This window comes from Aquimarina spinulae, assembly GCF_943373825.1.
GTDB classification, from domain to species: domain Bacteria; phylum Bacteroidota; class Bacteroidia; order Flavobacteriales; family Flavobacteriaceae; genus Aquimarina; species Aquimarina spinulae.
This window is the reverse complement of record NZ_CALSBP010000001.1, coordinates 186,333-211,067: the sequence shown is the minus strand read 5'-3', so window position 1 is coordinate 211,067 and position 24,735 is coordinate 186,333. Positions and strand designations below refer to the sequence as shown.

The window sequence follows — 24,735 nt, the reverse complement described above, 5'->3', positions numbered from 1 at the left end:
ATACAAATTTAATAGGGTAATAGCTAATGTTAAAACAATCTTAATTAACAACCTCTTTTTATTTCAACCATTATCTTTAAATCTGATTCAATTTACTTTTACACTACATTTATGAAAAAACTTCTATTATCACTTACGGTGATATTCGGAATTTTAAATTCTTACTCTCAAGATTATTTTCCAAAAAATGATGGGGTTAACACTACCAATTCTAATTACACCGTATTTAAAAACGCAACGATTCACACAACACCTGATACTGAGATCAAAAATGGAACTCTAGTTATCCAAAAGGGTAAGATTGTACAGGTAGGAAATACCATTTCAGCCCCTGCGAATAGTGTGATAATTGACCTAAAGGGAAAGCATATCTATGCTTCTTTTATTGATCTGTTTACCAATTTTGGTATCAAAAAACCTAAACGAAAAGGAGGAAGTCCTTTTAGTGGTAATCCTCAATACGAAGCTTCCCGAGAAGGGTACTACTGGAACGATCACATTCGTCCCGAAACGAATGCTTTAACATCATTTAAATATGACGCCAAAAAAGCGACAGAATATGTAAAAGAAGGGTTTGGAGTACTTAATACACATATGCCCGACGGTATTGTAAGAGGAACGGGACTATTGGTGGCTCTAAATAATGAAGGTACAGAAGGGGATCGATTATTAAGTGATCGTTCATCACAATTCTTATCTTTTTCTAAGAGTAATAAAAGTAAACAAATATACCCTACATCACTTATGGGGGCTATGGCACTTCTAAGACAAATGTATCACGATGCCGATTGGTATGCTGGTGGTAATGCAACCAACAAAGATCTATCATTAGAAGCCTTAAACAGAAATAAAAACCTCCCTCAAATTTTTGAAGCTGAAAGCCGAATAAACGGGTTTAGAGCTGATAAGGTTGGGGATCAATTTAAGACACAATATATACTTGTTGGTGGTGGAGATGAATATGCCAGAATCGACAAAGTAAAAGCTACCAATGCCAAGTATATCATTCCTCTGGATTTTCCTGAAGCCTATGATGTTTCAGATCCTTTTATGACTAATTTGGTAAGCCTCGGAGATATGAGACATTGGAACCAGGCCCCGACAAACCCTTCGGTATTATCAAAAAATGGAATTACCTTTTCTTTGACTACACATAAATTAAAAAAGATAGCAGATCTTAATGATAGAATCATAAAAGCTATTGAGTATGGTCTGGATAAAAAAACTGCCATTGCTGCTCTAACAACAGTACCTGCACAGATTTTGGGAAAGAGTAATCTTTTAGGAAGTATAAAAAAAGGAAGTTATGCCAACTTTCTAATCACTAAAAGCGAATTATTTTCAGAAGACAATATCATTTATGAAAACTGGGTACAGGGTCGTAAAAATATAGTGAATGATATGAATGTTATCGATATTAACGGTAACTATACGCTAACCGTTGCCGGAAAGACTTATGATATGTCTATTTCTGGAAAGCCCACAAAACCTAAAACCGAAATAAAACTTGGTGAAACAAAATTAGGATCCAAAATAAATTATAAAAATGATTGGGTAACTATCACTTTTACCGATACCGACACTACTAAGACCCAATATACAAGAATTGTATCCAGTATTGCTGGTACTCCTAATTTTTGGAGTGGTAAAGCTATTCTTCCTAATGGAGCACAAACTTCTTTTTCTGTAAAAAAGAAACCCGAAGAGTCTTCAGAAAAAAAGGATAAAAAATCAACCGACAAAAAAGAAAAACCCGAAGTTCTTCCTGTGGTGTATCCTAATATAGCATATGGGAACTCTCAATTACCAAAGTCAGAGTCGTTACTATTTAAAAATGCAACAGTTTGGACTAATGAAACCGACGGAATTTTAACAGAGACCGATGTATTAGTCAAAAATGGTAAAATCACTGCTATTGGTAAAAACCTTAATGATAGTAGCGCCAAAATAATAGATGCTACAGGAAAACATCTTACTTCTGGTATTGTTGACGAGCATTCTCATATCGCTGCGGCAGCAATTAATGAAGCTGGACATAATTCTTCTGCCGAAGTAACTATCGAAGATGTTGTTTCTCCAGATGACATCGATATTTATAGAAACCTGGCCGGTGGTGTAACCTCAATTCAGATACTTCACGGTTCTGCCAATCCGATCGGAGGGCGCTCTGCAATCATAAAATTAAAATGGGGAGAGAGTGCTCATAATCTTATCTATCCAAATTCGCCTAAATTTATCAAATTCGCGTTAGGTGAGAATGTAAAACAAAGTAACTGGCAAAGTTTTAGCCGTTTCCCACAATCAAGAATGGGAGTCGAACAATTGTATATAGATTACTTTTCTCGTGCAAAAGAATATCATAAACGTAAAACCAGTGGCAAACCCTATCGCAAGGATACCGAAATGGAAACCCTGGCAGAGATCATAAACGGTCAACGTTATATCAGCTGTCATTCTTATGTGCAAAGTGAGATCAATATGCTAATGAAGGTTGCCGAAAAATTTAATTTTAGAATTAACACTTTTACTCATATCCTAGAAGGATATAAATTAGCAGATAAAATGGTAGCGCATGGTGTTGGAGGGTCTACCTTTTCTGATTGGTGGGCGTACAAATACGAAGTTAATGATGCGATCCCCTATAATGCTGCAATTATGCATAAACAAGGGGTAGTTACTGCAATTAATAGTGATGACGGAGAAATGTCTCGCCGTCTTAATCAGGAAGCTGCAAAATCTGTAAAATACGGTGGTGTAAGCGAAGAAGATGCTTTGAAATTTGTAACTCTTAATCCTGCTAAACTTTTACATATCGATGACAAGGTAGGAAGTATTAAAATAGGTAAAGATGCAGATTTGGTGCTGTGGACAGATCATCCACTATCGATATATGCCAAAGCAGAAAAAACCATAATTGAAGGAGCCGTTTATTTTGACCTTGAAAAAGACAAGGCAATGAGAAAATCTATTGCTACAGAAAGAAACAAACTTTCTACTATGATGCTAAAAGCAAAAAACAGTGGCCTTAAAACCCAACCTGCCAAGAAAAAGGAAAAGCAGCATTTCGAATGTGAAACTTTAGAAACTATTAATTAAAAAGATATGTACACAAAACTTGTCCAGAATCAATTCAAGCAGCACTTCGACAGACTCAGTGTGACAAGAAAATTATACAAAACAGATATGAAAAAAATAGTATTCATAATAGCACTGTGTACCATTTTCTTTGGAAAAGTAACAGCGCAGCAAACCCCAGCAAAAGCTCAAAGCGAAGCAATAACAATTACTGGTGCTACGGCACACATAGGCAATGGAGAAGTTATTGAAAACAGCATTCTCATTTTCGAAAAAGGAAAGATAACAGCAATAGGTGCTAATGGAAGTGCTTCTGCAAAAGGAACCGTAATCGATGCTTCTGGTAAACATGTCTATCCCGGTTTTATAGCTCCAAATTCTACATTAGGATTAGTAGAAATAGGTGCTGTTCGTGCCACAGATGACGATAGCGAGATTGGAAATTACAACCCACATATTCGGAGTATTATTGCCTACAATGCAGAAAGTAAAATTGTTGAAAGCATGCGCCCTAATGGTGTTTTAATGGCACAGATTACTCCCCGTGGTGGTAGAATTTCGGGAACATCATCGATTGTACAATTAGATGCCTGGAATTGGGAAGATGCAACTATAAAAGTAGATGATGGTATCCATATCAATTGGCCAAGTTCCTTTACCAGGGGTCGTTGGTGGCTTGGTGAAGAACCAGGATATAAACCAAATAAAAAATATGTAGAACAAATAACCGAATTGGTAGATTTCATACATCAATCCAAAGCTTCTATTAAGTCAAATACAACAACAGGAAACCTTCCTCATCTTGCAATGAAAGGCATTTTTGATGGATCAAAGACTTTGTTTATACATGTAAATACCGAAAAAGAAATTTTGGACGTACTTAATTTTTCTAAAGAAAATAATATTAAGAAAATAGTTTTAGTAGGTGCCTATGAAGCTTATAAAGTTGCAGCACAGCTAAAACAAAACAATGTTCCTGTATTAACTACAAGAACACACTCTACTCCCAGACAAGAAGATGAAGATTATGATTTACCCTATAAAAATGCAAAATTATTGATGGATGCTGGAGTGCTGGTTGCATTACAGAATAGCGGGCAAATGGAGCGTGCTAATGCACGTAATTTACCGTTTCAGGCAGGAACTGTTGCTGCACATGGATTAGATAAAGAAAAGGCCTTACAACTCATTACTGGTAATAGTGCTAAAATTTTAGGTATAGATAATAGTACCGGAACTCTTGAAATTGGTAAAGATGCTACTTTATTTATAAGTATTGGTGATGCTCTGGATATGCGCACAAATCAATTAGAGAAAGCTTTTATTCAAGGACGTGATATTAGCTTAGAAAGCCATCAGACTAAGTTATGGAAACGATATAGTGAAAAATATACTAAATAATAGTTCTAAATACTCTTATTAAAGAAGTAACGCCTTTTTAGCTAAAAAGGCGTTACTTCTTTAAAAAAATATGTCCCCGATATAGGCTAATGTATACTTACTAAGAAAATACAATTAACATTAAGGTAATATTACTTTATAAATCAATTTGGGCAATATTCATCAATAATTGCTATCGATTCTATATCCCCTAATTTTACCAACTTTTTAATATCTTCACAGAAATCCGTATCTCCTTTAGCCATTTTTGCTCCTACTCTTGTTTTTAAAGCTTTTACATAGTTAGGAAAAATTAGTATTGCTTCGGTGGTATAAAAAATTGCTTTGTCATAGTTCCTTTTCTTATAATATATATCTCCCAAATTATTATATGCCATATATGAATCTTTGTTGATTTCTATACATTTTTCGTAATATATTATTGCTTTATCGTAGTCTTTTTTATCACCATACAAATTACCAAATCGAAAGAAAGCGAGACTCCAATTTGGGTACAATTTTAGAGCCATATCCAAATCTTCTTTTGCAGCATCAAAATTTTTAAGTTTTGTATAAATCTGGGCTCTATCTAACCAAGCCATTTCAAAATCTGGTCTTAGTTCGATAACTTTTGAAAAATCATCTCTTGATCCTTCTAAATCATCTAATCTTTCTTTCACACCTCCTCTAACATAATATGAAATCATTGTATTAGGGCTAAACTCAATTGATTTATCCAAATCTGATAATGCTGATTTCCACTCATGTATTACTGCTTTATATTTACCTCTTTTATAATAATGCTCGGCATCGGGCCATCTCTTTATAAAACGGGTTTCCATTTTAATTTGTTTTCTCACTGATTCCCAAGATGAAGTATCAGGTAATTTCGCAGTATTCGGAATTTCCTGTGCCTGAACAAAATTATTTGTACCAAAAGTTAAAACTAAAATTATAGTAATGAATCTGAAATGTAATGTCATATTCTCTTAATCTTATTTGATTTTAAAACTTATTTTCAATTAAGTTTTCTGGCATTACAACATACATTATTTACAAAGTCTTACTTTCTTCAATAACGGTTTTTTTGAATAATGAACCAAAAACTTTTTTCTTATTTATTTTAGCATTTACAAAATTCATTTCGCTTTTAACCTCTCCTACTACACCATCTTTATACGCTCTCCATTTAAGAGTTGCAGGAAGTAATATTCCATTTACATCATTCCAGGAAGTATATTCTATCAGGCTTATTTTTTCGCTGGATTCTTTACTAAAAAATGTAACCGTATATCCCAGAAACTTCATCTTTCCAGATACTTTATCATAATAAAGGAAATAATTGTCTTTAGGTGAATCTCCTACACCATCTCCGTAAGATATTTTATAACCAGCGTACGAAACGTCATCTATGTTAAGATCATCTACCTTTTGATATGAAATTCCGTCATCACCCAAAACAAAAGGCATTGCATAAAAATAGAACATCAAATTATGGTAGAAACGAGGATTTCCTTTAAAATAAGTAGAATCCTGCTCTAACCAGGCTTCTTTACCATCAAACCCCAAAACAAATTTATCTGTTTCTACTCGTGCATGACGAGTTTTAAGATCTATAGTATGTTTTTCGTTTCCTTCGGGTTTGGCAATCTCAAAAATCATACTATTCATTTGATCAAACACGTTGATACCTCCATGAGCTTTAAAAACAGTAGCAATATCTTCAGGAAAATCTCCAGATCTATCTGGTGTAACCTCTTCTTTTTGTTCTTCGCGAACCTTGATTTCTTTTTCTGGTTTTACTTCTTGCTTGCAAGAAATAATAGTTACAATCAAGAGTAATACTGGGATAAGGTTTTTCATGTTTAAGTTTTATAAATAAGTTAATTCTAGACAATGTAGTCGTAGTACTTAAATTACCTTACACTATTGTATCACCAGCTTTTTGATTTTTTTAAAACCTCTCCAGATTCATAAATATAGTTTTTGTCTGAAAAAGTGTAGTTTCTACTATTATATTTAAAAGTTTTAGGATCTGCACCTTTAACAATTTCTCCAAGAAAAAAAACATGATTGATATCTTTTGTGTATCCATATTCGACTTCTTCAAAAGTATCGGCATCTGCTTCTTTTAAGGGTGTTGTTTCATAATAGATCATATCATCTATTTTGATTATTTTATTACTATCAAAAAACGTTATTCTTTCAGCATTCTTAAAAGGTATACTAACTACTTCATCAACGCTTTCTCCATTTCTTCTACTGGTATGAAGGTATATATATTTATCATCACGAATACAATATTGATTTAATACAGTTACTTCTGATAGATTCGTTTCAATTTTACGCAAAGGTTCATGATATAAATAATAGTACACCCCTTTGTTATCTCTGCAAAACTCTTCATTAAGTATTTCAAAAGATGAATAGTCTACTTCTGTTAGCTTTTCATTATCCCTAAATATGTAATTCTTGTCTTTTGCAAAACTAAAATTTAACTGTTCATATGTAGCAGGGTCTGCATCTTCTAAAATTTTAAAACCTCCTCCATCTTCTAAATCATATCGATCATACAAAATGTATACATGGTTTTTATCCATAGGGATATTGTAATTAAACTTAACAGTAAAGGAAGGAACATCGATATCAAAATCTAGAAGTTTTGCTCCATAATATACATGGTTTTGATCTTTTGCATACTCTCTTCCTAAAACTTGAAAAGTATCAAAATCAACATTCATTTCGGTTTTACCTAATGAAAACCAATTCCCCATGGGACTGTGTATAATTTTATCACCATCTCGTGTATAAAAGTAAGATTCTGATTTCTCCTTATTTACTAATTCCCCAAATGGATTTAAAAAACGATACACTCCATAAATACCTAGTGTAATTAGTAATAGAAAAATCGCGGCTAAAATCATTAATACTTTTTTTATCATTTTATTTATGTCTGCTTCATCTTATCATGAATCAAAAACAAAATTATAAAAAGTAATATGTAAATTTATCCCTGTAAACCGTGATTAGGAGTACAATATTGCTATTAAGTTTTCTGCTTTTTCTTTTTTGCAGCCGGAAAGAGTACGTTGTTTAGAATTAGTCGATATCCTGGTGAGTTAGGATGTAGTTCTAGCTCTGTCTTTGGGTCACCCACCCTATGCGTATAATCTTCGGGATCGTGCCCTCCGTAAAATGTAAAGAATCCTTTTCCTTTAATCCCATGTATATAACGAGCTTCTGAATTGGTTTTATTTTCGCCCAACACTAATACATTAGATTTAATTTCATTAGGATTATATGCTGTAGTTTGTCCCATAAATCCTTTGACCAAAGCCGTATGATTTTGGCAAAGCATAGTTGGGATAGGATCCCATTTTGCAGAGAAATCCATCAGTGTAAAATAATCTGTTGTTTTAGGGATACGACGCTTTCTGGTCATATCGATTGAAGAAAACTCATATACATTTGGGCTACGTTCTAATGTAAAGTTTTTAAACGCAAAAGTTTTATTATAATCTATTTTGGACTGATATCCCGGTTCACTCGGATCTCCATCAAACATGGGTTCACAAATATCAACTCCTTCTGAAGCTATGGCAATCTCAAAACTATCAGTAGCACTGCACATAGCAAACATAAATCCGCCACCAACAACGTAGTCTCTAATTTTTAAGGCCACTGCCAGTTTCTCTTGAGAAACTTTTGAGTATCCAAGTTCATTAGCTAGTTTTTCTGCAGCGGCTTTTTCTCTAATATACCATGGAGCAGCTCTATACGAAGCATAAAACTTACCATATTGTCCGGTAAAATCTTCGTGATGCAAATGCAACCAATCATATAAGATCAGGTTATCTTCAAGAACTTCTTTATCATAAATGGTTTTGTAAGGAATTTCTGCAAATGTTAATACCATTGTAACCGCATCATCCCAAGGTTGATTCCCTTTAGGAGAATATACTGCTATTTTTGGTGCTTTTTCTAACACTACGGCTTCCATATTCTGTGAAGGACTACTAATTTCTTCTAAAATCTCATTAGTTTCTGCATCGCTAAGTACTTCGTACGAAACACCTCTAATGGTGCATTCTTTTCTAATATATTCTGTATCCGGTAATAAAAAAGATCCTCCTCTGTAGTTTAACAACCATTTTACTTTTAGATCTTTACTTAATGTCCAGTATGTAATCCCATAGGCTTTCAGGTGATTTTGCTGGCCATCTGCATCCATCGGAATTAACACATAAGATGCATAAGATTGAAATGCAAATAAAAAAACCAACGTAACTACACCAGATCGAAACCATCTTTGATGTAGTAAGAAAGATCTCAATATTTGTATTATTTTAGAAAGGTACTTCATCGTCATCATCGCTTGAGTCATTTATGCTACTCCCAAAGGCTTCATCTGCGCTAGGAAGATGACTCGTACTAAGCGGTTCATCTTCACTACCATCATTCATTTTAGAATGAAACTCAAAAGGAGTGCTAAAATCATCTAAGTTATCAAATTTACCTAAGTGACCAATAAATTTTAACCTAATATTTTCTAAACCACCATTACGGTGCTTTGCAACTATGAATTCTCCTTGTCCTTGAGTAGGTGATCTTTCATCATCATCCCACTCATCAATCTTATAATATTCTGGTCTGTAGATAAAAGATACAATATCTGCATCCTGTTCTATTGCTCCAGATTCACGAAGGTCACTAAGCAGTGGCCTTTTACTTCCTCCACGAGTTTCTACCGCCCTTGATAACTGCGATAATGCAATTACTGGTACACTTAATTCTTTTGCCAGAGCTTTCAGGTTACGAGAAATTGTAGAAATTTCTTGTTCCCTATTTCCATTTTTCCCGGTACCTCCTGCGGTCATTAGCTGCAAATAATCAATAACGATCATTTTTATACCATGCTGAGATGAAAGACGACGTGCTTTTGCCCTAAGGTCAAAAATTGAAAGAGATGGAGTATCATCGATAAACAATGGTGCTTTTTCAAGATCTTTTACTTTTACATTAAGCTGTTCCCATTCGTGTTTTTCTAACTTACCGGTACGTAATTTTTCTGAAGAGAGACCAGTTTCAGAAGATATTAAACGTGTAATGAGCTGTACCGAAGACATCTCTAATGAGAAGAATGCTACAGGAATATTCTGTCCTACAGCCATATTTCTGGCCATAGAAAGGGTTAATGCTGTTTTTCCCATACCCGGACGGGCAGCCACAATGATTAAATCACTTGGCTGCCAACCCGAAGTTAATTTATCTAGCTTATCAAAGCCAGACGGGATTCCACTTAATCCTTCTTTGTTTGAAATTTCCTGTATTTTTTTCTTTGCCTGTATAACCAGATTTTGTGCGGTCTCTGTAGAACGTTTTATATTTCCTTGTGTTACTTCATACAATCTGGATTCTGCCATATCGAGAAGGTCAAAAACGTCTGTAGTCTCATCGTAAGATTCTTCAATAATTTCATTCGAAATTTTAATCAAACTTCGCTGTATATATTTCTGAAGAATTATTCTGGCATGAAACTCTATATGCGCAGAGGAGGCTACTTTTTGGGTTAATTGTACCAAATAATAATCCCCTCCGGCCAATTCTAATTTCGAATCCTTCTTTAATTGGCTAGAAACCGTTAATAAGTCTATTGGCTCAGAGTTTTCGAATAGCTTGTATATTGCTTCAAAGATGTATTGATGTGCTTCTTTATAAAAAACATCGGGATTTAGTATATCTATAATTTCATCGACCCCTTTCTTATCAATCATCATTGCCCCAAGCACAACTTCCTCTAAATCAAGTGCTTGAGGAGGTATTTTTCCTTTTTCAAGCGAAATTACGTTCCCCCGATCGTAATTTATTTGCTTAGCTTGCTGTACTTTTTCCATGACTACGAATGTAAAAAAATTGTAAAAAGATGTACCTAAATACAAAGATACGAATGTCCACTAGTCTTCAACAAATGAACTGTTAATAACTTAAATTTATTGTTAATAAGCATAAAAAAATCTGAAGCTTACAACTTCAGATTCAGGTAGTAAGTGATTCCTTTAGGGGTTAGTCTTTGAAGACTCCCATATTTGCATATTTTTCCATTCGCTTTTCAACCAATTCTTCTGGTGATAAGTTTTTTAATTCTTCAAAAGATGCTAATATTTTATCCCGTACTGTTTTAAAGGTTGTTTCTCGATCACTATGTGCACCACCAAGTGGCTCTTTAATGATTTCATCAACCACCTTAAGTTTAACACTATCTTTGGCTGTAAGCTTTAAAGCTTCTGCAGCTTGTTCTTTCTGATCCCAGCTTCTCCATAAAATAGAAGAGCAATTTTCTGGAGAAATTACAGAATACCATGCGTTTTCGAGCATCAACACTTTATTTCCTACTCCTATTCCTAATGCTCCTCCACTGGCTCCTTCTCCTATAATCACTACAATAACTGGTACTTTAAGACGAGTCATTTCTAGTATATTACGAGCAATTGCCTCTCCTTGTCCACGTTCTTCTGCTTCTAATCCAGGATAAGCACCAGGAGTATCAATAAAAGTAACCACCGGAATATTAAATTTTTCTGCACTTTTCATTAAGCGTAGTGCTTTACGATACCCTTCTGGGTTTGCCATTCCAAAATTACGGTATTGTCGGGTCTTGGTATTGTATCCTTTTTGTTGACCAACAAACATAAAACTCTGGTCTCCAATTTTTCCTAAACCACCAATCATGGCTTTATCATCCTTTACATTTCGATCACCATGTAGTTCTAAAAAGGATTCACCACAGATAGCATCTATATAATCTAATGTATATGGCCTAGAAGGATGCCTTGACAGCTGAACTCGTTGCCACGGCGTAAGGTTTTTATATATTTCTTTTTTAGTTTCTTTTAGCTTTTTTTCAATTTGCTTACACGTATCAGTAACATCAACTTCGCTCTCTTCACCGATGGCACAAGCTTTCTCAAATTGTTCTTCGAGTTCCTTAATGGGGAGTTCAAATTCTAAATATTCCATATCAAGAATATATTTTATATTAACTAGGGTTAGCCGACAAATATAAAAACTTTACTTCGTAATGTTATGCAAAGTTCCCTCTCTTTTTCTTTTTTTAGCATTTTTAAATATTCCATTTAAAACAACTGTACCCAGAATAATTGCCGCACCGTAGTAGAATTGGGGATTCATCTTTTCTGCTTCTCCAAAAATTAAGAAAGCTAATAGTATCCCATATACAGGTTCTAAGTTCGTTGTTAACATTACTGTATACGGAGTTAAATATTTCATTACCTGTACAGAGCCTATAAAAGCATAAGCTGTACACACCGACGCTAATAACAACATAAACATCCAATCCGAGGTTGATAATTGAAAAAACGAAACTGTAAATCCTTCGGTTGTTGTACCAAATATTGTTATTCCTAATAAATATACAGTTACAACCCCCACACCACTTAATAATTCATAAAAAGAAATTACCGATGGGTTGTATTGCTGTGCTACTTTTCCATTTATTAAAGAAAAAACCGAAGATAAAAAAGCAGAACACAATGCATAAACAATACCTATAAAGTAATCTCCTTCAACTTTAAAAATAATATACAATCCTGTAATGACTAAAAGTCCGAAAAGAATTTCATACCATATTACCTTTCTTTTATAAAAAATAGGCTCTAAAATTGAAGTAAAAAAAGCTCCTGTAGACATCATGGATAGTGTTATAGATACGTTAGAAACTTTGATTGCTGCAAAAAAAGTAATCCAGTGTAATGCTATGACAATTCCTGCTAAAAAAAGTGTAAAAAATAATTTTCTGGAAACCGCTAATGGTAATTTTTTGAAATAAATGTAAACATAAATAAACACTGAAGCCAGAAGCATTCTATACCAAACCAGTGGTAGTGCTTCGATAGATATTAATTCTCCAAGGATAGCTGTAAACCCCCATATAAATACTATAAAATGTAAATGAAGGTAATTAAAAAGTTTAGCGTTTGGCATTATATAAAAGATAAATGGCTAAGATTCCAAAAGATATATTAGGAAACCATACAGCAACAATTGGTGGAAAATCAGATTGATTGGCCAATGTACCTAATACTTTATCAAAAAAGATAAAAACAAATGCTAATGAAATACCAACAGCCAGATTAACCCCCATCCCTCCTCTTCTTTTCATAGAAGAAACGGCTACGCCAATAATGGTAAGAATAAATGCAGATACTGGTATACTCCACCTTTTATACGCTACAACTTTATATCTATTGATATCAGATGATCCTCTTTTACTTTCTTTTTTGATAAACTTACTTAACTCTGTATAGTTAAGAGTTTCTGCCACATACGTAACCGGGGTAAATTCATCTATATTAAACGGCAAGACAGTATCCTTAGTTGTAGCTTTTTCAATAATATCTTTATTTTCTAATACAGTTCGTTTTACATAGTCTCTCAATTCATAAATACTATCTTTAAATACAATTCTTCTTGCAGATATTTTTATCTTTAATCTATTACCGTCAAAATATTCTATTGTAAAATTAGTAGCAGATTTCTCTAAAGGTTTAAAGTTATTTGCGTACAAAAACATACTATCATTAAGTTGTCGATATACGTTTTTAGTTTCTTGTACTTTTTTACCTTTTTTAAGGTAAGAGTATTTAAATTCATTAAATCCTTGACTAGCTTTTGGAGCCAAAAACAATCCCATAGCTAATGCACCGAAACAAATGATAACCGCACCTATCATATAGGGTCTAAGAAATCTCCAGAATGAAACTCCGGAACTTAAAAAAGCTATAATTTCTGTTTTATTAGCAAGCTTAGAGGTAAACCAAATTACAGATAAGAATACAAAGAGAGGAAATAGTAAATTGGCAAAATAAACGGTAAAGTCGAGGTAATATCCTACAACAGCATCAAGAGGAACCTGATGTTCTAGCATATTATCAATTTTTTCTGAAAGGTCTACTATTATTCCTATAGGGATAAAAAGCAGAATCATTGTAAAAAATGTCCCCAGATATCTTTTAAGTATGTACCAGTCTAGTATTTTCAATCTATAATCTTTTATCCATTTGTTTAACCATTATATTTTTCCAGGAACTAAAATCACCGGCTAAGATATGTTTTCTAGCTTCGCGAACCAACCACAAATAAAAACCTAAATTATGTATTGTTGCTATTTGTTTTCCTAATAATTCATTTACCGAAAAAAGATGTCTTAAATACGCCTTAGAATACTCGGTATCTACAAAAGTGATAGCCATTTCATCTATTGGTGAAAAATCATCTTCCCATTTCTTATTTTTTATATTAATAGTTCCATGTGCTGTAAACAACATCCCATTACGTGCATTACGTGTAGGCATTACACAATCAAACATATCTACACCAAGGGCAATATTTTCTAAAATATTAATAGGTGTTCCTACTCCCATTAAATATCTTGGTTTATCTTCTGGCAAAATATCTGTTACTACTTCTGTCATCGCATACATTTCTTCTGCCGGTTCTCCTACAGACAATCCTCCAATTGCATTACCAACGGCTCCAGCATTCGCAATATATTCTGCCGATTGTTTTCTAAGATCCTTATAGGTACTTCCCTGTACTATTGGAAAAAAAGCCTGATCATATCCATATTTAACCGGAATTTTTTCTAAATGTTGCATACAACGATCTAACCATCTGTGAGTCATATGCATACTTCTTTTTGCATATCGATAATCACAAGGGTAAGGTGTACACTCATCAAATGCCATTATGATATCGGCTCCAATGGTTCGTTGGATCTCCATCACATTCTCTGGGGTAAACACATGATATGATCCATCAATATGAGATTTAAACTTTACGCCTTCTTCTTTTATTTTACGATTAGCAGATAAAGAATACACCTGGTAACCTCCACTATCGGTAAGGATATTTCGGTCCCAGTTCATAAATTTATGTAACCCTCCTGCTTTTTCTAAAATAGGAGTCTGAGGCCTTAGATATAAATGGTATGTATTTCCTAAAATAATATCGGGATTAATATCATTTTTTAATTCTCTTTGGTGTACTCCTTTTACGGTAGCAACTGTTCCTACCGGCATAAAAATCGGAGTTTCTATAACACCGTGATCTGTACTTATTTTACCTGCTCTCGCTTTACTTAGAGAGTCTTTGGACAAAAGGTCAAATTGCATAATTCCTGTTTGGTGGAGCGCAAAGATAGCTAACTAAAATCACATTGATCAATTTAGGTTTTCTAAAACTTTTTGTTATTAACATTAGTTTCTTAATTAAAAGCAGTCTATACATTTTGTCACCGCATACAAAACCAGTACTTTTGAAGCTTTATTATCAAGAAATCAGCAATATAATGCCAAAAACAAAACAATTAGAGGATTTTGCAACACAAGTACGTAGAGATATTTTACGACAAGTACACAAAGTAAATTCTGGTCATCCAGGAGGATCTTTGGGCTGTACAGAATTTTTTGTTGCCCTGTTTCAAGAAGTTTTAGATCGAAAAGATGATTTTGATATGGATGGTATCGATGAAGATATCTTCTTCTTATCTAATGGTCATATTTCGCCAGTCTATTATAGTGTATTAGCGCGAAGTGGGTATTTCCCTGTAGAAGAGCTAAACACGTTTAGGCTAATTAACAGTAGGTTGCAAGGACACCCAACAACTCATGAAGGGCTTCCTGGTATTCGTATTGCTTCTGGATCATTGGGACAAGGGATGTCTGTAGCCTTGGGTGCTGCACAAGCAAAAAAGTTAAATAATGATTCTCACCTGGTATACAGTCTTCATGGTGATGGAGAGCTTCAGGAAGGGCAAATTTGGGAAGCAGCTATGTATGCTTCCGGAAAAAAAGTAGATAATCTTATTGCTACCATCGATTATAATGGTAAACAAATAGATGGTGCTACAGATGATGTTCTTCCACTAGGAGATCTAAAAGCAAAATTTGAAGCTTTTGGCTGGGATGTTATGGAAATTAAGGACGGCAACAATATTTCTACTGTTATTGAAGGCTTAAAAGAAGCAAAAAGCAGAACAGGTAAAGGAAAACCCGTATGTATACTAATGCATACTGTAATGGGTAATGGAGTCGATTTTATGATGCATACACATGCATGGCATGGCAAAGCTCCTAACGATGAACAACTAGAAATCGGATTAGCACAAAATCCCGAAACTCTGGGAGATTATTAAAGACCATAAAATGAAAATAGCTAAACTAGCATTCTTTGTATTCTTTGTATTAACATCTGTTTCTTCTTTTAGTCAAAAAATAGTAATCGATTATTTTGTTGATTATGAAATTGAAACTAAAAATAAGAAAGATACTATTACTATCGGGTTTAGTAAAAATGGTGATTATTTGTACACCGACTCTGATGCTCTGGTAGAAAGTTTTCAAAGATCAGTATTTAAAAGTCGAAATGCCGATATTAAAAATTCTGAAATGCATATTGTTTTTGATATCAAAAAACAGTTTGTCTATTTTCTAATGACTTTTGATAAAAATGAGTTCTTTATGAAAATGAATGTTAATGATTTTATCCCTTCTGTAAAAGATAAATCTCCATTTGATGGGGTATCACAATTTATTTTTGAAAAAACAGAAGATAACATTCAAATTGAAAATAAAGACTACAATATTCACCAATTGTATCCTGATAATGAACCGGAAGAAAAAATTAAAATTGTCTGTTCAAAAGATATGAAATTTAACAATTCTATACTTTTGAATTCAATTTACAAAATGATGTCGGGTTCTAACATATCAGAAGATATTAAAACACCAAAAATAAATGGGGTTATATTATATCTTGCCAATAAAAATAAAACTTTAATTAAGGCAGTAAAAACGGATAGTAATCCCAAAACTTTAGATATTAACTTTAGTTATAAAATAACAGAATGAAAAAATATATAGACACAGGAAAAAAAGATACTCGTTCTGGTTTTGGAGCCGGTTTAGAAGAATTAGGTAAGACTAATGAAAATGTAGTGGCATTATGTGCTGATTTGATCGGTTCTTTAAAAATGGATGCTTTTATTGCGAATCATCCAGAGCGTTTTTTCCAGATTGGTATTGCTGAAGCAAATATGATGGGAATCGCTGCGGGATTAACTATAGGTGGTAAAATCCCTTTTACAGGAACGTTTGCGAATTTCTCTACAGGACGTGTTTATGATCAAATTCGTCAATCTATAGCGTATAGTGATAAAAATGTGAAAATTTGCGCTTCGCATGCAGGTTTAACACTAGGAGAAGATGGAGCAACACACCAAATTCTGGAAGATATTGGTCTAATGAAAATGCTACCAGGAATGACAGTAATCAACACATGTGATTACAATCAAACTAAAGCTGCTACTATAGCAATAGCAGATTATCAAGGCCCTGTTTATTTAAGATTTGGAAGACCAAAAGTTGCCAATTTCACCCCAGAAGATCAAAACTTCGAAATCGGAAAAGCAGTATTATTACAAGAAGGAACCGATGTTACTATAGTTGCTACCGGCCATCTAGTATGGGAAGCTTTACAAGCTGCAGAATCACTACACGAGCAAGGAATCAGCGCAGAAGTCATTAATATACATACGATAAAACCTCTTGATGACGAAGCAATTCTAAATTCGGTAAAGAAAACAGGATGTATTGTTACTGCAGAAGAACATAATTTTTTAGGTGGTTTAGGAGAAAGCGTTTCAAGGGTTTTAACGCAGCACAATCCTGTTCCTCAAGAGTTTATTGCAACAAATGATACTTTTGGAGAAAGCGGAACACCAGATCAGCTAATGGAAAAATATGGCTTAAATGCAGAAGCTATAAACAAAGCCGTGTTAAAAGTTGTAAAAAGAAAATAATAGTATTTTTAAAATATTAAGAAAACCTTCTGATTTATTTCAGAAGGTTTTTTGTTTTTATAAAAAATAAAACAGAAAGACATTCGTTCTTGATAGACTAGCCTTTATACCAAAATCACTCAAATTATTTATTAATCTTTAAATCTGGATTACATAATAGATAATCTATTACAGTTTGAAGTAGTTTTAAATCCTGATGACATTATGCTATGTTTTTTTAGTGTAAACGTAGTGCACCATGCAAAAACCCAAAAAACATCAGGTTGTATTGCTTTTTGAACCTTCCTAATAAAGCTCTATTAGATAATCCTGATTGAAGCAAAATTATTTTATAATGAAAAATGTATTTATTTTTTTTATGCTATTTACTTCTTGTGCCATACTTGCTCAGGAAAAAAGAGTAACTTTTGGAGTAAAAGGAGGGCTTAATTATGGAGATAATGGTAAAATTGAAATTACCGATGTTACAAGAACAACAGCAGATGATCGGGTTGGGTATCACCTAGGGGTGTTTTTAAGAGGAAAACTAACTGATAATATTTATCTCAAACCAGAATTACAATACACTGTGAACAACAGTTCCTACAAGCTTGTGAATACAGAGCTTGATTACACTATAAAAAAGTTAGATCTACCCATTCTTTTAGGAATTTCTGTTTTGGGGCCAATACATATTTTTGGAGGCCCTGCATTACAGTATATTGTAGAAACAGACCTAGAGGATGTACGACTTGGTGATGTTAAAAATGAGTTTACTGTTGGGGTACAATTTGGAGCAGGCGTACAATTTGGCAGACTTACAGCAGATATACGCTATGAACGTGGGCTTAGTAAAAATACTGCAGAATCAATAGATAAGAGTATACGAGTAGATTCTAGACCGAATCAGCTCATTATAGGCCTTTCTCTGGACTTATAGATTTAAACCCGGATATGCAGTAGAACTTTGTTATAAAAAAAACTCCGATTTTTCAATCGGAGTTTTTTTTTTATTCGTTTTTTAAATCTCTATCATCGGCATCCAAATGATTTTTTATACCATCACCATCATCATCATAAAATGTAATTTCATCCAAGGTAATAAACCCATCATTATTACTGTCGTTAACAGTTATCTCATCTTTGGTTAATGTACCGTCTCCATCATCATCATTATCTACATAATTTGGTGCATTATTTCCATCTGTATTATCATCTACATCTAAAACCAAACGATCACCATCTATATCTTCTAAATAAGACGGCAAACCATCTCTATCGTGATCAGCTTGATTGACCTTATACAATTGAATGTTAAAAATTAATGGAGAATATGCAGGAATATCACCTCTTTTTTCATTAAAATAAGCTAAACCAGAGGGCATAAACACAACCAGGTCTCCATAACCTGTATACGTAACTGTACCATCGCTATTCTCAACAAAACTCGAGGCTCCTTTATAATCCACCAATGACTCTCTAAAACCCTCTACAACAGACACCAAATCAAACCACACAGGATTTAGTGCACTATCAAATACTTTATCATCGGTATCTAATAATTTCACTCTATAGGTCACCAGAGTAGAATCTGCAAAAGTTGGCTGATGTGTACCTTCTCCTTTGTTAAAGTTTAAAATATACAATGTATATTCAACATCGTTTCTCGTAATTTTTTTAGTTGCTAAAAGAGGAGAATCCAAAATCGATTGTTCATTCTCATTAGGTATTGCTATGGTATCAAAGTTTACTACTTGATACTCGACAGTAGTATCACCATTTATAAACACATCCTCCATAGTATAAAAATGTGTTCTCAAATAATCCTGAAGCGCCGCATCATCTTTTATTTGTTGCTCTCCTCTATCTTCAGGAGGAGTGACAGTGCCACCATTATCATCATCGTCTTTTTTACAAGCATATAAAACCACCAAAGCCAGCACAATGGCACAACTATATTTTATTACATTCATGTATTTACTTTTTTGAAGGCGCAAGATACGATTTTCTTGTACTTTTGTTTCACAATTATTTAATATAAAAACGCATTTTAATTATTTTTTTATGCGAGTTGACAAATATTTATGGTGTATTCGATACTTTAAAACTCGAAGTATTGCTACAAAAGCGTGTAAAGATGGTAAAATTCGTGTTAACGGAGATATCATCAAACCTTCTAGAGATGTCTATCCTATGGATAAAATCACTGTTCGTAAAAATCAAATTAATTATGAACTTGTGGTACTCGATACACCAGATAGTCGAATTGGAGCTAAACTCGTCGATATCTATCGTAAAGACACCACTCCGAAGGAAGCGTTGCAAAAATTAGATCTTTTAAAATATTCTAAAGATTATTATCGAAAAAAAGGTACCGGCAGGCCTACCAAAAAAGACCGAAGAGATATCGATGATTGGTATTCTGATGGTGAAGTAAATGATGGCGAAATAAATGATAGTGAAGAATGATCCCGGATAAAGAATATTGGAAATATCGTTATCAAAATAAACAAACAGGATGGGATATTGGTTTTGCGTCTCCTCCTATCATCAATTATTTTGATCAGTTAACCGATCGTGATCTTAAAATCCTTATTCCTGGTTGCGGCAATGCCTACGAAGCAGAATATTTATTTAATCAAGGGTTTAAGAATATTTATATATTAGATCTTGTTGAAGATGTATTACAAAGTTTTAAACAACGATTACCTGAGTTTCCTTCAGAAAAATTAATATGTGGTGATTTTTTCAGTTACCAGGACAAATTTGATTTGATTATAGAACAAACTTTTTTTTGCGCATTACCACCTAAACGACGCCAAGACTATATTAATAAGGCTTCAAGCCTTCTTTCTAAAAAAGGAAAACTTGTAGGGCTCCTATTTGATAAAGAATTTAAACATGATGGACCTCCTTTCGGAGGGAGTAAAAAAGAGTATGAACTTCTGTTTTCTCAATCTTTTACTATAAAAAAATTAGAAAACTGTTATAATTCTATAGAACCACGCATGGGTAACGAACTCTTTTTTATATTTGAAAACCCATTATAAATTTTTTATAAAACCCCATTTATAATTAAAACAATCATTAGTAATAGTTTATTTATATCATTATAAATAGCAATCAACAATTCTGAAGCATGCAAACCGACAACAATATAATTCTTACTCACGAACAAATACAACACAAAATAAAACGTATTGCTTACCAGATTTACGAAACTAATGTTGATGAAAAAGAGATTGTAATTGCTGGAATAGCAGAAAACGGATATATATTTGCCCAACGGTTAAAAGTTATAATAGAAAGCATCTCTAACCTAAAAGTGACGTTATGTGAGGTTACCATGAATAAAAAATCCCCTCACAATACCGTTAAGACTTCGATAGAAGCGACTGAGTATCAAAACAAGCCTATAATTCTTGCAGATGATGTACTTAATTCTGGTACCGCTCTTATTTATGGTGTAAAACATTTTCTTGATGTTCCTCTTACCAGATTTAAGACTGCGGTTTTGGTTAATCGAAATCATAAGAAATACCCAATTAAGGCTGATTTTAAAGGAATCTCTTTATCTACCTCTTTACATGAGCATATCATTGTTAAATTTGGGGATGAGGATCTCGCTATTCTAAAATAAAAAAGTTTTAATTTCTTTACTTATTTGATCCTCACTTTTTTGATCAGTGATTACTTTGTAATCAGCTTGATTATAGTAAAACGATCGCTCAAACAAATGTTTACGAACAAAATCTTTAAGTTCGTTTGATGAAGTAATATGAGAAATCAATGGTCGTTTGCTTCGTTCTGCAAATAACCTTTTTGTTAATTCATCTAATGAAGTTTGTAGATATATACTTTTTGCATTTTCATTATTTGCTATAGTTTCCAGGTTACCTGCAAAACAAGGAGTACCTCCTCCAAGAGAAATAATGGTGTTTTTATAAGTCTCTAACACCTCTTTAAGGTATAAAGATTCTTTTTTTCTAAAATATATTTCCCCCTGATCGTCAAAAATCTTTCTAATTGATTTTTTTTCTTGATTTTCTATAAAATCATCCAAATCCAGATAATTCAATTTCATTTTAGCAGCCAAATCTCTGCCTACCAGGGATTTTCCGCTTCCCATATACCCCATTAAAACTATATTCATACCGTAAAAATTAAATAGATATTGCTCAAAAAAAACATCATTTTAAATAAAACGCAAATTTATATCAATTTCTTCTTGAAAAATAAATTAATGATAGTATATTTGCACCCGCATTCAAGGAAAAAAGAATGTATGACCTGGTAGCTCAGTTGGTAGAGCATCTCCCTTTTAAGGAGAGGGTCCTGGGTTCGAGCCCCAGCCCGGTCACAATAAATAAATAGTAATTTATAGAATAACTATTGTTTATTTAAAAAAATTAGAAGTGATGTTGGCGAGAAGTATATCCTGAGCATAGTCGAAGGAAGTCCCAGCCCGGTCACAATAAATAAATAGTAATTTATTATTTATTCAGTTCTTAAAAATATTTGATAATGAAATTATCAATGACCTGGTAGCTCAGTTGGTAGAGCATCTCCCTTTTAAGGAGAGGGTCCTGGGTTCGAGCCCCAGCCCGGTCACTAAAAAGTATCGTAATTTTTACGATACTTTTTTAGTTTTATGTTATATTGTAGTATTCATACTGCCCAGGTGCTGGAACTGGTAGACAGGCATGGTTGAGGGCCATGTGTCCATTAGGGCGTGCGGGTTCGACTCCCGCTCTGGGCACAATTAATTGTATAACGTGTGTCTGTAAAGATGACACACACACGATATTCTTCCTTTCTTAGAAAATCACATTCTACAAAATTACCCATACTCTTTTTTCAACTGATCAAAATATCCAATCCCAAGAAAATCTTTCTTTTTAGTTTACATACTTCAATAAAAAATTACGTATTTCCACGTATTTGGAAAGACAACAACTCTAATTACCTTTGATTCATAAGGTTATGATTTAAACTCATAACAATAACCAATTAAATATTCAACACTAAAAAAATATATTATGAATCCTTTTAAAACCAAAATCAAATTTAACATTAGAGTAGTTTTTAATTTTTTATCAAGTCTTCCCGGAGCCTGTAGTCACGCCATTCATAGATAAAGATGTGTTACTTATAAAAAATAGTTTTTCCACATTTCATTTGTACAACCCTTAAAACCGAACAACCATGAGAACTAATATAAAAATCAATGATTATTTTTTTGCAAAACTCTGTTTATTATTTAGTGCAGCCTCACTTATTGCAGTTATAATGATGATTTAAAAAAAACAGGCAAGGATAAATAAGATTTTTATCAATTTTAAATTAGATCATAATACAAACTCAACTATACGCTAAAATCGATCCTTGTAAAGTAAGAATCTTATGGCACATTCTAATTGTGATGTTCTTCGGAAACACGCCAATTAATTTCTGGTAATTACGAATTTCTATCTTAATATTAATGTAATAAGTATTCTAAACATCTTTATAATTCCTAGCTTTTCCCTTGTTACATGAAGCTTTCAGAGCTTTATTACTATAAAAATAGTAATAAAACTATAATTTTAGTAATATTACTAAAATTATAGTTACATTTGCTATATGAGAGATTTAACAAAAGCAGAAGAGCAAATAATGCAATACCTCTGGAAACTGGAAAAAGCATTCCTAAAAGATATAGTTGAGGAGTTTCCTGAACCTAAACCAGCCTACACAACAATATCAACAGTTATAAGAACTTTGGTCACAAAAAAATTTATAAACTTTAATTCATATGGCAGAGTTCGTGAATATTTCCCTCTGGTGTCGAAAGAAGTATATTTTAAGAATCATTTTAAGCACGTAGTTGGTAACTTTTTTAGTGGCTCTATAAGCAAATTTGCACTTCATTTTGCCAATGATGAAGATTTAAACTTATCTGAACTAGAAAAAATGAAGTCATTAATTGAAGAAAAAATAGACAAATTAAAAAAAGAAAATGAATAATTATTTAATACACTTACTAGAAGTAAGCTTCTGTTTTTCGGTTTTATACATTGTATTTTATTTGTTTTTGAGAAAACTAACTTTTCATAAAGTTAATAGGGTTATACTATTAATTTTATTACCTCTTTCATTAATTCTTCCTGTTTTAAACGAAGTAGAGTTACCTTTCAAAAAAGATCCTATTAACATTTCTGGTTTTGATGAATTTATATCAATAGATCATCTAACAATAACAAATCATAAAGACAAAATTGTTACTCCCGGGAGCAACAGGAATATCATTGATTATATATGGATATTTTACTGTATTGGTTTTGTAATATATATAATTCGATTGTTGGCACCTATAATACGATTATATACTATAAAGAGAAAGTCTAGAACCTATATCAAAGAAGGTTATCATTTTATCATTGCAGATGTACCCGCAATATTTTCTTTTTTTAATTGGATTTTTATTCCGGAGAGTAAAATAAGTGATTACGAACAACCCATCATTGATCATGAAAAAGTTCATAGTAAATCTCTACATACTATAGATTTAATTTTTACTGAAATTTATATCGCTTTACACTGGTTTAATCCTTTTGTATATTTTTTCAAAAAATCAATTATTGCTGTCCACGAATTTCAGGCAGATCAGGCTGTAATCAATACACAAATTAAAAAATCATATTATCTAGAACTCTTATTTAAAAACATAACAGCAAAGCAATCTATCAAATTATATAGTTATTTCAATCAATCAATTATCAAAAAACGAATAGACATGATCACAAAAAACCATTCTACTAAAACAAACATTATACGATATGCTGTACTAATTCCTGTTCTTCTTTTTCTTCTAATGGCTTTTACAAAACCTGTACATGAACCAGAAGACAAATTTGATTATACTAGTATACCGTCTATGAGTACTGAAATAGACAAAAAAGATCCTCCTTCCATTTTTCCTGTAAAAAATGGTTCTACTAATGATATCACAGCATCTTTTGGCAAAAGTTTTACACATCCTATTGAGAAGAAAAAAATAATTCACGGAGGTATTGACATTAGAGCAAAAGAAGGTGTTCCTGTTTTAGCAACAGCAGACGGTATGATTGCAAATACTTCTTCAGAAGATGACTGGGGTAATTTAATAGTAATATCTCATGCAAATGGTTACGAAACCTGGTATGCACACTTACAAGGTTTCAACATTAAAAATGGAGAAAGAGTTAAAAAAGGTCAGATTATTGGATATGTAGGAAGTACTGGTAAATCAACAGGATTTCATCTTCATTACGAAGTACGATTAAACAAAGAAAGAGTAAACCCTATGGATTACTTTAAAAAATAAGATACCGACTATAGTAGATTGCTTAAAAGATAGACAGGGATACATGTATCCCTGTCTATTATTGTACTAAACTAATAAT

At 32.9% G+C, this 24,735-nt stretch carries 22 protein-coding genes and 3 tRNA genes; 14 read left to right on the top strand and 11 right to left on the bottom strand.

What is annotated here, in order from left to right:
* Positions 1-111: 111 nt before the first annotated feature.
* Together NNH57_RS00960 and NNH57_RS00955 are read left to right on the top strand one after the other, a co-directional pair.
* Positions 112-3,096 carry an amidohydrolase family protein gene (locus NNH57_RS00960; RefSeq protein WP_074408051.1) on the top strand — a complete coding sequence of 995 codons (2,985 nt, stop codon included), beginning with the start codon at positions 112-114 and terminating at the stop codon, positions 3,094-3,096.
* An 87-nt stretch (positions 3,097-3,183) separates the two neighbouring features.
* Positions 3,184-4,476 carry an amidohydrolase family protein gene (locus NNH57_RS00955; protein ID WP_108808495.1) on the top strand — a complete coding sequence of 431 codons (1,293 nt, stop codon included), beginning with the start codon at positions 3,184-3,186 and terminating at the stop codon, positions 4,474-4,476.
* Positions 4,477-4,619: 143 nt separating this feature from the next.
* Here NNH57_RS00955 and NNH57_RS00950 read toward each other — a convergent pair whose 3' ends face one another.
* The 9 genes from NNH57_RS00950 to tgt all read right to left on the bottom strand — a co-directional run bounded on the left by NNH57_RS00950 (position 4,620) and on the right by tgt (position 14,645).
* A complete protein-coding gene (locus tag NNH57_RS00950; RefSeq protein ID WP_074408053.1) occupies positions 4,620-5,438 on the bottom strand; it encodes a tetratricopeptide repeat protein in 819 nt (272 codons plus the stop codon).
* A gap of 70 nt (positions 5,439-5,508) precedes the next feature.
* Entirely contained in the window at positions 5,509-6,318 is an 810-nt protein-coding gene (locus NNH57_RS00945; RefSeq protein ID WP_108808494.1) for a DUF6503 family protein, read from the bottom strand.
* Between the two features lie 71 nt (positions 6,319-6,389).
* Positions 6,390-7,397, bottom strand: a complete 1,008-nt coding sequence (locus NNH57_RS00940) for a DKNYY domain-containing protein (protein WP_108808493.1) — start codon at positions 7,395-7,397, stop codon at positions 6,390-6,392.
* A 104-nt stretch (positions 7,398-7,501) separates the two neighbouring features.
* The gene (locus NNH57_RS00935) at positions 7,502-8,686 is read right to left on the bottom strand and encodes an asparagine synthetase B (protein WP_074408570.1); all 1,185 of its coding nucleotides are present in this window, start codon (positions 8,684-8,686) and stop codon (positions 7,502-7,504) included.
* A 115-nt stretch (positions 8,687-8,801) separates the two neighbouring features.
* A complete protein-coding gene (dnaB, locus tag NNH57_RS00930) occupies positions 8,802-10,349 on the bottom strand; it encodes a replicative DNA helicase (protein ID WP_074408056.1) in 1,548 nt (515 codons plus the stop codon).
* Between the two features lie 169 nt (positions 10,350-10,518).
* On the bottom strand, positions 10,519-11,472 hold the full coding sequence (locus NNH57_RS00925) for an acetyl-CoA carboxylase carboxyltransferase subunit alpha (RefSeq protein ID WP_074408057.1): 954 nt from the start codon (positions 11,470-11,472) through the stop codon (positions 10,519-10,521).
* A gap of 51 nt (positions 11,473-11,523) precedes the next feature.
* Entirely contained in the window at positions 11,524-12,456 is a 933-nt protein-coding gene (locus NNH57_RS00920) for a DMT family transporter (RefSeq protein ID WP_074408058.1), read from the bottom strand.
* A complete protein-coding gene (locus NNH57_RS00915) occupies positions 12,443-13,513 on the bottom strand; it encodes an LptF/LptG family permease (protein ID WP_074408059.1) in 1,071 nt (356 codons plus the stop codon). Before NNH57_RS00915 ends, NNH57_RS00920 begins: the two co-directional genes overlap by 14 nt.
* A gap of 1 nt (position 13,514) precedes the next feature.
* Complete coding sequence (tgt, locus tag NNH57_RS00910) at positions 13,515-14,645, bottom strand: tRNA guanosine(34) transglycosylase Tgt (protein WP_108808492.1); 1,131 nt, start codon at positions 14,643-14,645, stop codon at positions 13,515-13,517.
* Between the two features lie 176 nt (positions 14,646-14,821).
* On the opposite strand from tgt, the gene NNH57_RS00905 reads away from it, so the two are divergent.
* The 4 genes from NNH57_RS00905 (at position 14,822) to NNH57_RS00890 (ending at position 18,251) form a co-directional block, all read left to right on the top strand.
* A complete protein-coding gene (locus NNH57_RS00905; protein ID WP_074408061.1) occupies positions 14,822-15,667 on the top strand; it encodes a transketolase in 846 nt (281 codons plus the stop codon).
* A 10-nt stretch (positions 15,668-15,677) separates the two neighbouring features.
* Entirely contained in the window at positions 15,678-16,382 is a 705-nt protein-coding gene (locus NNH57_RS00900; protein WP_074408062.1) for a hypothetical protein, read from the top strand.
* Entirely contained in the window at positions 16,379-17,332 is a 954-nt protein-coding gene (locus tag NNH57_RS00895; RefSeq protein WP_074408063.1) for a transketolase family protein, read from the top strand. Before NNH57_RS00900 ends, NNH57_RS00895 begins: the two co-directional genes overlap by 4 nt.
* Positions 17,333-17,666: 334 nt before the next feature.
* Positions 17,667-18,251, top strand: coding sequence for a porin family protein (locus NNH57_RS00890; RefSeq protein ID WP_074408064.1), 585 nt, complete (start codon positions 17,667-17,669; stop codon positions 18,249-18,251).
* 70 nt (positions 18,252-18,321) lie between these two features.
* Here NNH57_RS00890 and NNH57_RS00885 read toward each other — a convergent pair whose 3' ends face one another.
* Entirely contained in the window at positions 18,322-19,284 is a 963-nt protein-coding gene (locus NNH57_RS00885) for an FKBP-type peptidyl-prolyl cis-trans isomerase (RefSeq protein ID WP_074408065.1), read from the bottom strand.
* Positions 19,285-19,375: 91 nt separating this feature from the next.
* Between NNH57_RS00885 and NNH57_RS00880 the strand changes: the two genes are divergently transcribed.
* The 3 genes from NNH57_RS00880 to NNH57_RS00870 all read left to right on the top strand — a co-directional run bounded on the left by NNH57_RS00880 (position 19,376) and on the right by NNH57_RS00870 (position 20,951).
* Complete coding sequence (locus tag NNH57_RS00880) at positions 19,376-19,780, top strand: RNA-binding S4 domain-containing protein (protein WP_074408066.1); 405 nt, start codon at positions 19,376-19,378, stop codon at positions 19,778-19,780.
* The gene (locus NNH57_RS00875) at positions 19,777-20,361 is read left to right on the top strand and encodes a methyltransferase domain-containing protein (RefSeq protein WP_108808491.1); all 585 of its coding nucleotides are present in this window, start codon (positions 19,777-19,779) and stop codon (positions 20,359-20,361) included. Before NNH57_RS00880 ends, NNH57_RS00875 begins: the two co-directional genes overlap by 4 nt.
* 89 nt (positions 20,362-20,450) lie before the next feature.
* Complete coding sequence (locus NNH57_RS00870) at positions 20,451-20,951, top strand: phosphoribosyltransferase family protein (RefSeq protein ID WP_074408068.1); 501 nt, start codon at positions 20,451-20,453, stop codon at positions 20,949-20,951.
* Here the strand turns inward: NNH57_RS00870 and NNH57_RS00865 are convergent.
* A complete protein-coding gene (locus NNH57_RS00865; RefSeq protein WP_074408069.1) occupies positions 20,943-21,464 on the bottom strand; it encodes a shikimate kinase in 522 nt (173 codons plus the stop codon). The genes NNH57_RS00870 and NNH57_RS00865 overlap by 9 nt on opposite strands.
* 134 nt (positions 21,465-21,598) lie before the next feature.
* On the opposite strand from NNH57_RS00865, the gene NNH57_RS00860 reads away from it, so the two are divergent.
* The 5 genes from NNH57_RS00860 to NNH57_RS26485 all read left to right on the top strand — a co-directional run bounded on the left by NNH57_RS00860 (position 21,599) and on the right by NNH57_RS26485 (position 24,656).
* Positions 21,599-21,671: transfer RNA gene (locus NNH57_RS00860), tRNA-Lys, on the top strand.
* 178 nt (positions 21,672-21,849) lie between these two features.
* Positions 21,850-21,922, top strand: a tRNA-Lys gene (locus NNH57_RS00855).
* A 64-nt stretch (positions 21,923-21,986) separates the two neighbouring features.
* A tRNA-Leu gene (locus NNH57_RS00850) sits at positions 21,987-22,070 on the top strand.
* Between the two features lie 863 nt (positions 22,071-22,933).
* A complete protein-coding gene (locus tag NNH57_RS00845; protein WP_074408070.1) occupies positions 22,934-23,317 on the top strand; it encodes a BlaI/MecI/CopY family transcriptional regulator in 384 nt (127 codons plus the stop codon).
* Positions 23,310-24,656: a M23/M56 family metallopeptidase gene (locus NNH57_RS26485; RefSeq protein ID WP_159099272.1), complete on the top strand. Its 1,347-nt coding sequence runs from the start codon at positions 23,310-23,312 to the stop codon at positions 24,654-24,656. The genes NNH57_RS00845 and NNH57_RS26485 overlap by 8 nt, the downstream gene beginning before the upstream one ends.
* Positions 24,657-24,735: the final 79 nt, after the last annotated feature.

What these genes read in the sequence shown, in the direction of transcription:
- NNH57_RS00960 (WP_074408051.1), top strand. Translation starts at nt 112, where the DNA reads ATGAAAAAACTTCTATTATCACTTACGGTGATATTCGGAATTTTAAAT.
- NNH57_RS00880 (WP_074408066.1), top strand. Translation starts at nt 19,376, where the DNA reads ATGCGAGTTGACAAATATTTATGGTGTATTCGATACTTTAAAACTCGA.
- NNH57_RS00845 (WP_074408070.1), top strand. Translation starts at nt 22,934, where the DNA reads ATGAGAGATTTAACAAAAGCAGAAGAGCAAATAATGCAATACCTCTGG.
- NNH57_RS00905 (WP_074408061.1), top strand. Translation starts at nt 14,822, where the DNA reads ATGCCAAAAACAAAACAATTAGAGGATTTTGCAACACAAGTACGTAGA.
- NNH57_RS00900 (WP_074408062.1), top strand. Translation starts at nt 15,678, where the DNA reads ATGAAAATAGCTAAACTAGCATTCTTTGTATTCTTTGTATTAACATCT.
- tgt (WP_108808492.1), bottom strand. Translation starts at nt 14,645, where the DNA reads ATGCAATTTGACCTTTTGTCCAAAGACTCTCTAAGTAAAGCGAGAGCA.
- NNH57_RS00950 (WP_074408053.1), bottom strand. Translation starts at nt 5,438, where the DNA reads ATGACATTACATTTCAGATTCATTACTATAATTTTAGTTTTAACTTTT.
- NNH57_RS00940 (WP_108808493.1), bottom strand. Translation starts at nt 7,397, where the DNA reads ATGATAAAAAAAGTATTAATGATTTTAGCCGCGATTTTTCTATTACTA.
- NNH57_RS00895 (WP_074408063.1), top strand. Translation starts at nt 16,379, where the DNA reads ATGAAAAAATATATAGACACAGGAAAAAAAGATACTCGTTCTGGTTTT.
- NNH57_RS00875 (WP_108808491.1), top strand. Translation starts at nt 19,777, where the DNA reads ATGATCCCGGATAAAGAATATTGGAAATATCGTTATCAAAATAAACAA.
- NNH57_RS26485 (WP_159099272.1), top strand. Translation starts at nt 23,310, where the DNA reads ATGAATAATTATTTAATACACTTACTAGAAGTAAGCTTCTGTTTTTCG.
- NNH57_RS00870 (WP_074408068.1), top strand. Translation starts at nt 20,451, where the DNA reads ATGCAAACCGACAACAATATAATTCTTACTCACGAACAAATACAACAC.
- NNH57_RS00925 (WP_074408057.1), bottom strand. Translation starts at nt 11,472, where the DNA reads ATGGAATATTTAGAATTTGAACTCCCCATTAAGGAACTCGAAGAACAA.
- NNH57_RS00955 (WP_108808495.1), top strand. Translation starts at nt 3,184, where the DNA reads ATGAAAAAAATAGTATTCATAATAGCACTGTGTACCATTTTCTTTGGA.
- NNH57_RS00885 (WP_074408065.1), bottom strand. Translation starts at nt 19,284, where the DNA reads ATGAATGTAATAAAATATAGTTGTGCCATTGTGCTGGCTTTGGTGGTT.
- NNH57_RS00890 (WP_074408064.1), top strand. Translation starts at nt 17,667, where the DNA reads ATGAAAAATGTATTTATTTTTTTTATGCTATTTACTTCTTGTGCCATA.
- NNH57_RS00945 (WP_108808494.1), bottom strand. Translation starts at nt 6,318, where the DNA reads ATGAAAAACCTTATCCCAGTATTACTCTTGATTGTAACTATTATTTCT.
- NNH57_RS00865 (WP_074408069.1), bottom strand. Translation starts at nt 21,464, where the DNA reads ATGAATATAGTTTTAATGGGGTATATGGGAAGCGGAAAATCCCTGGTA.
- NNH57_RS00920 (WP_074408058.1), bottom strand. Translation starts at nt 12,456, where the DNA reads ATGCCAAACGCTAAACTTTTTAATTACCTTCATTTACATTTTATAGTA.
- dnaB (WP_074408056.1), bottom strand. Translation starts at nt 10,349, where the DNA reads ATGGAAAAAGTACAGCAAGCTAAGCAAATAAATTACGATCGGGGGAAC.
- NNH57_RS00935 (WP_074408570.1), bottom strand. Translation starts at nt 8,686, where the DNA reads ATGGATGCAGATGGCCAGCAAAATCACCTGAAAGCCTATGGGATTACA.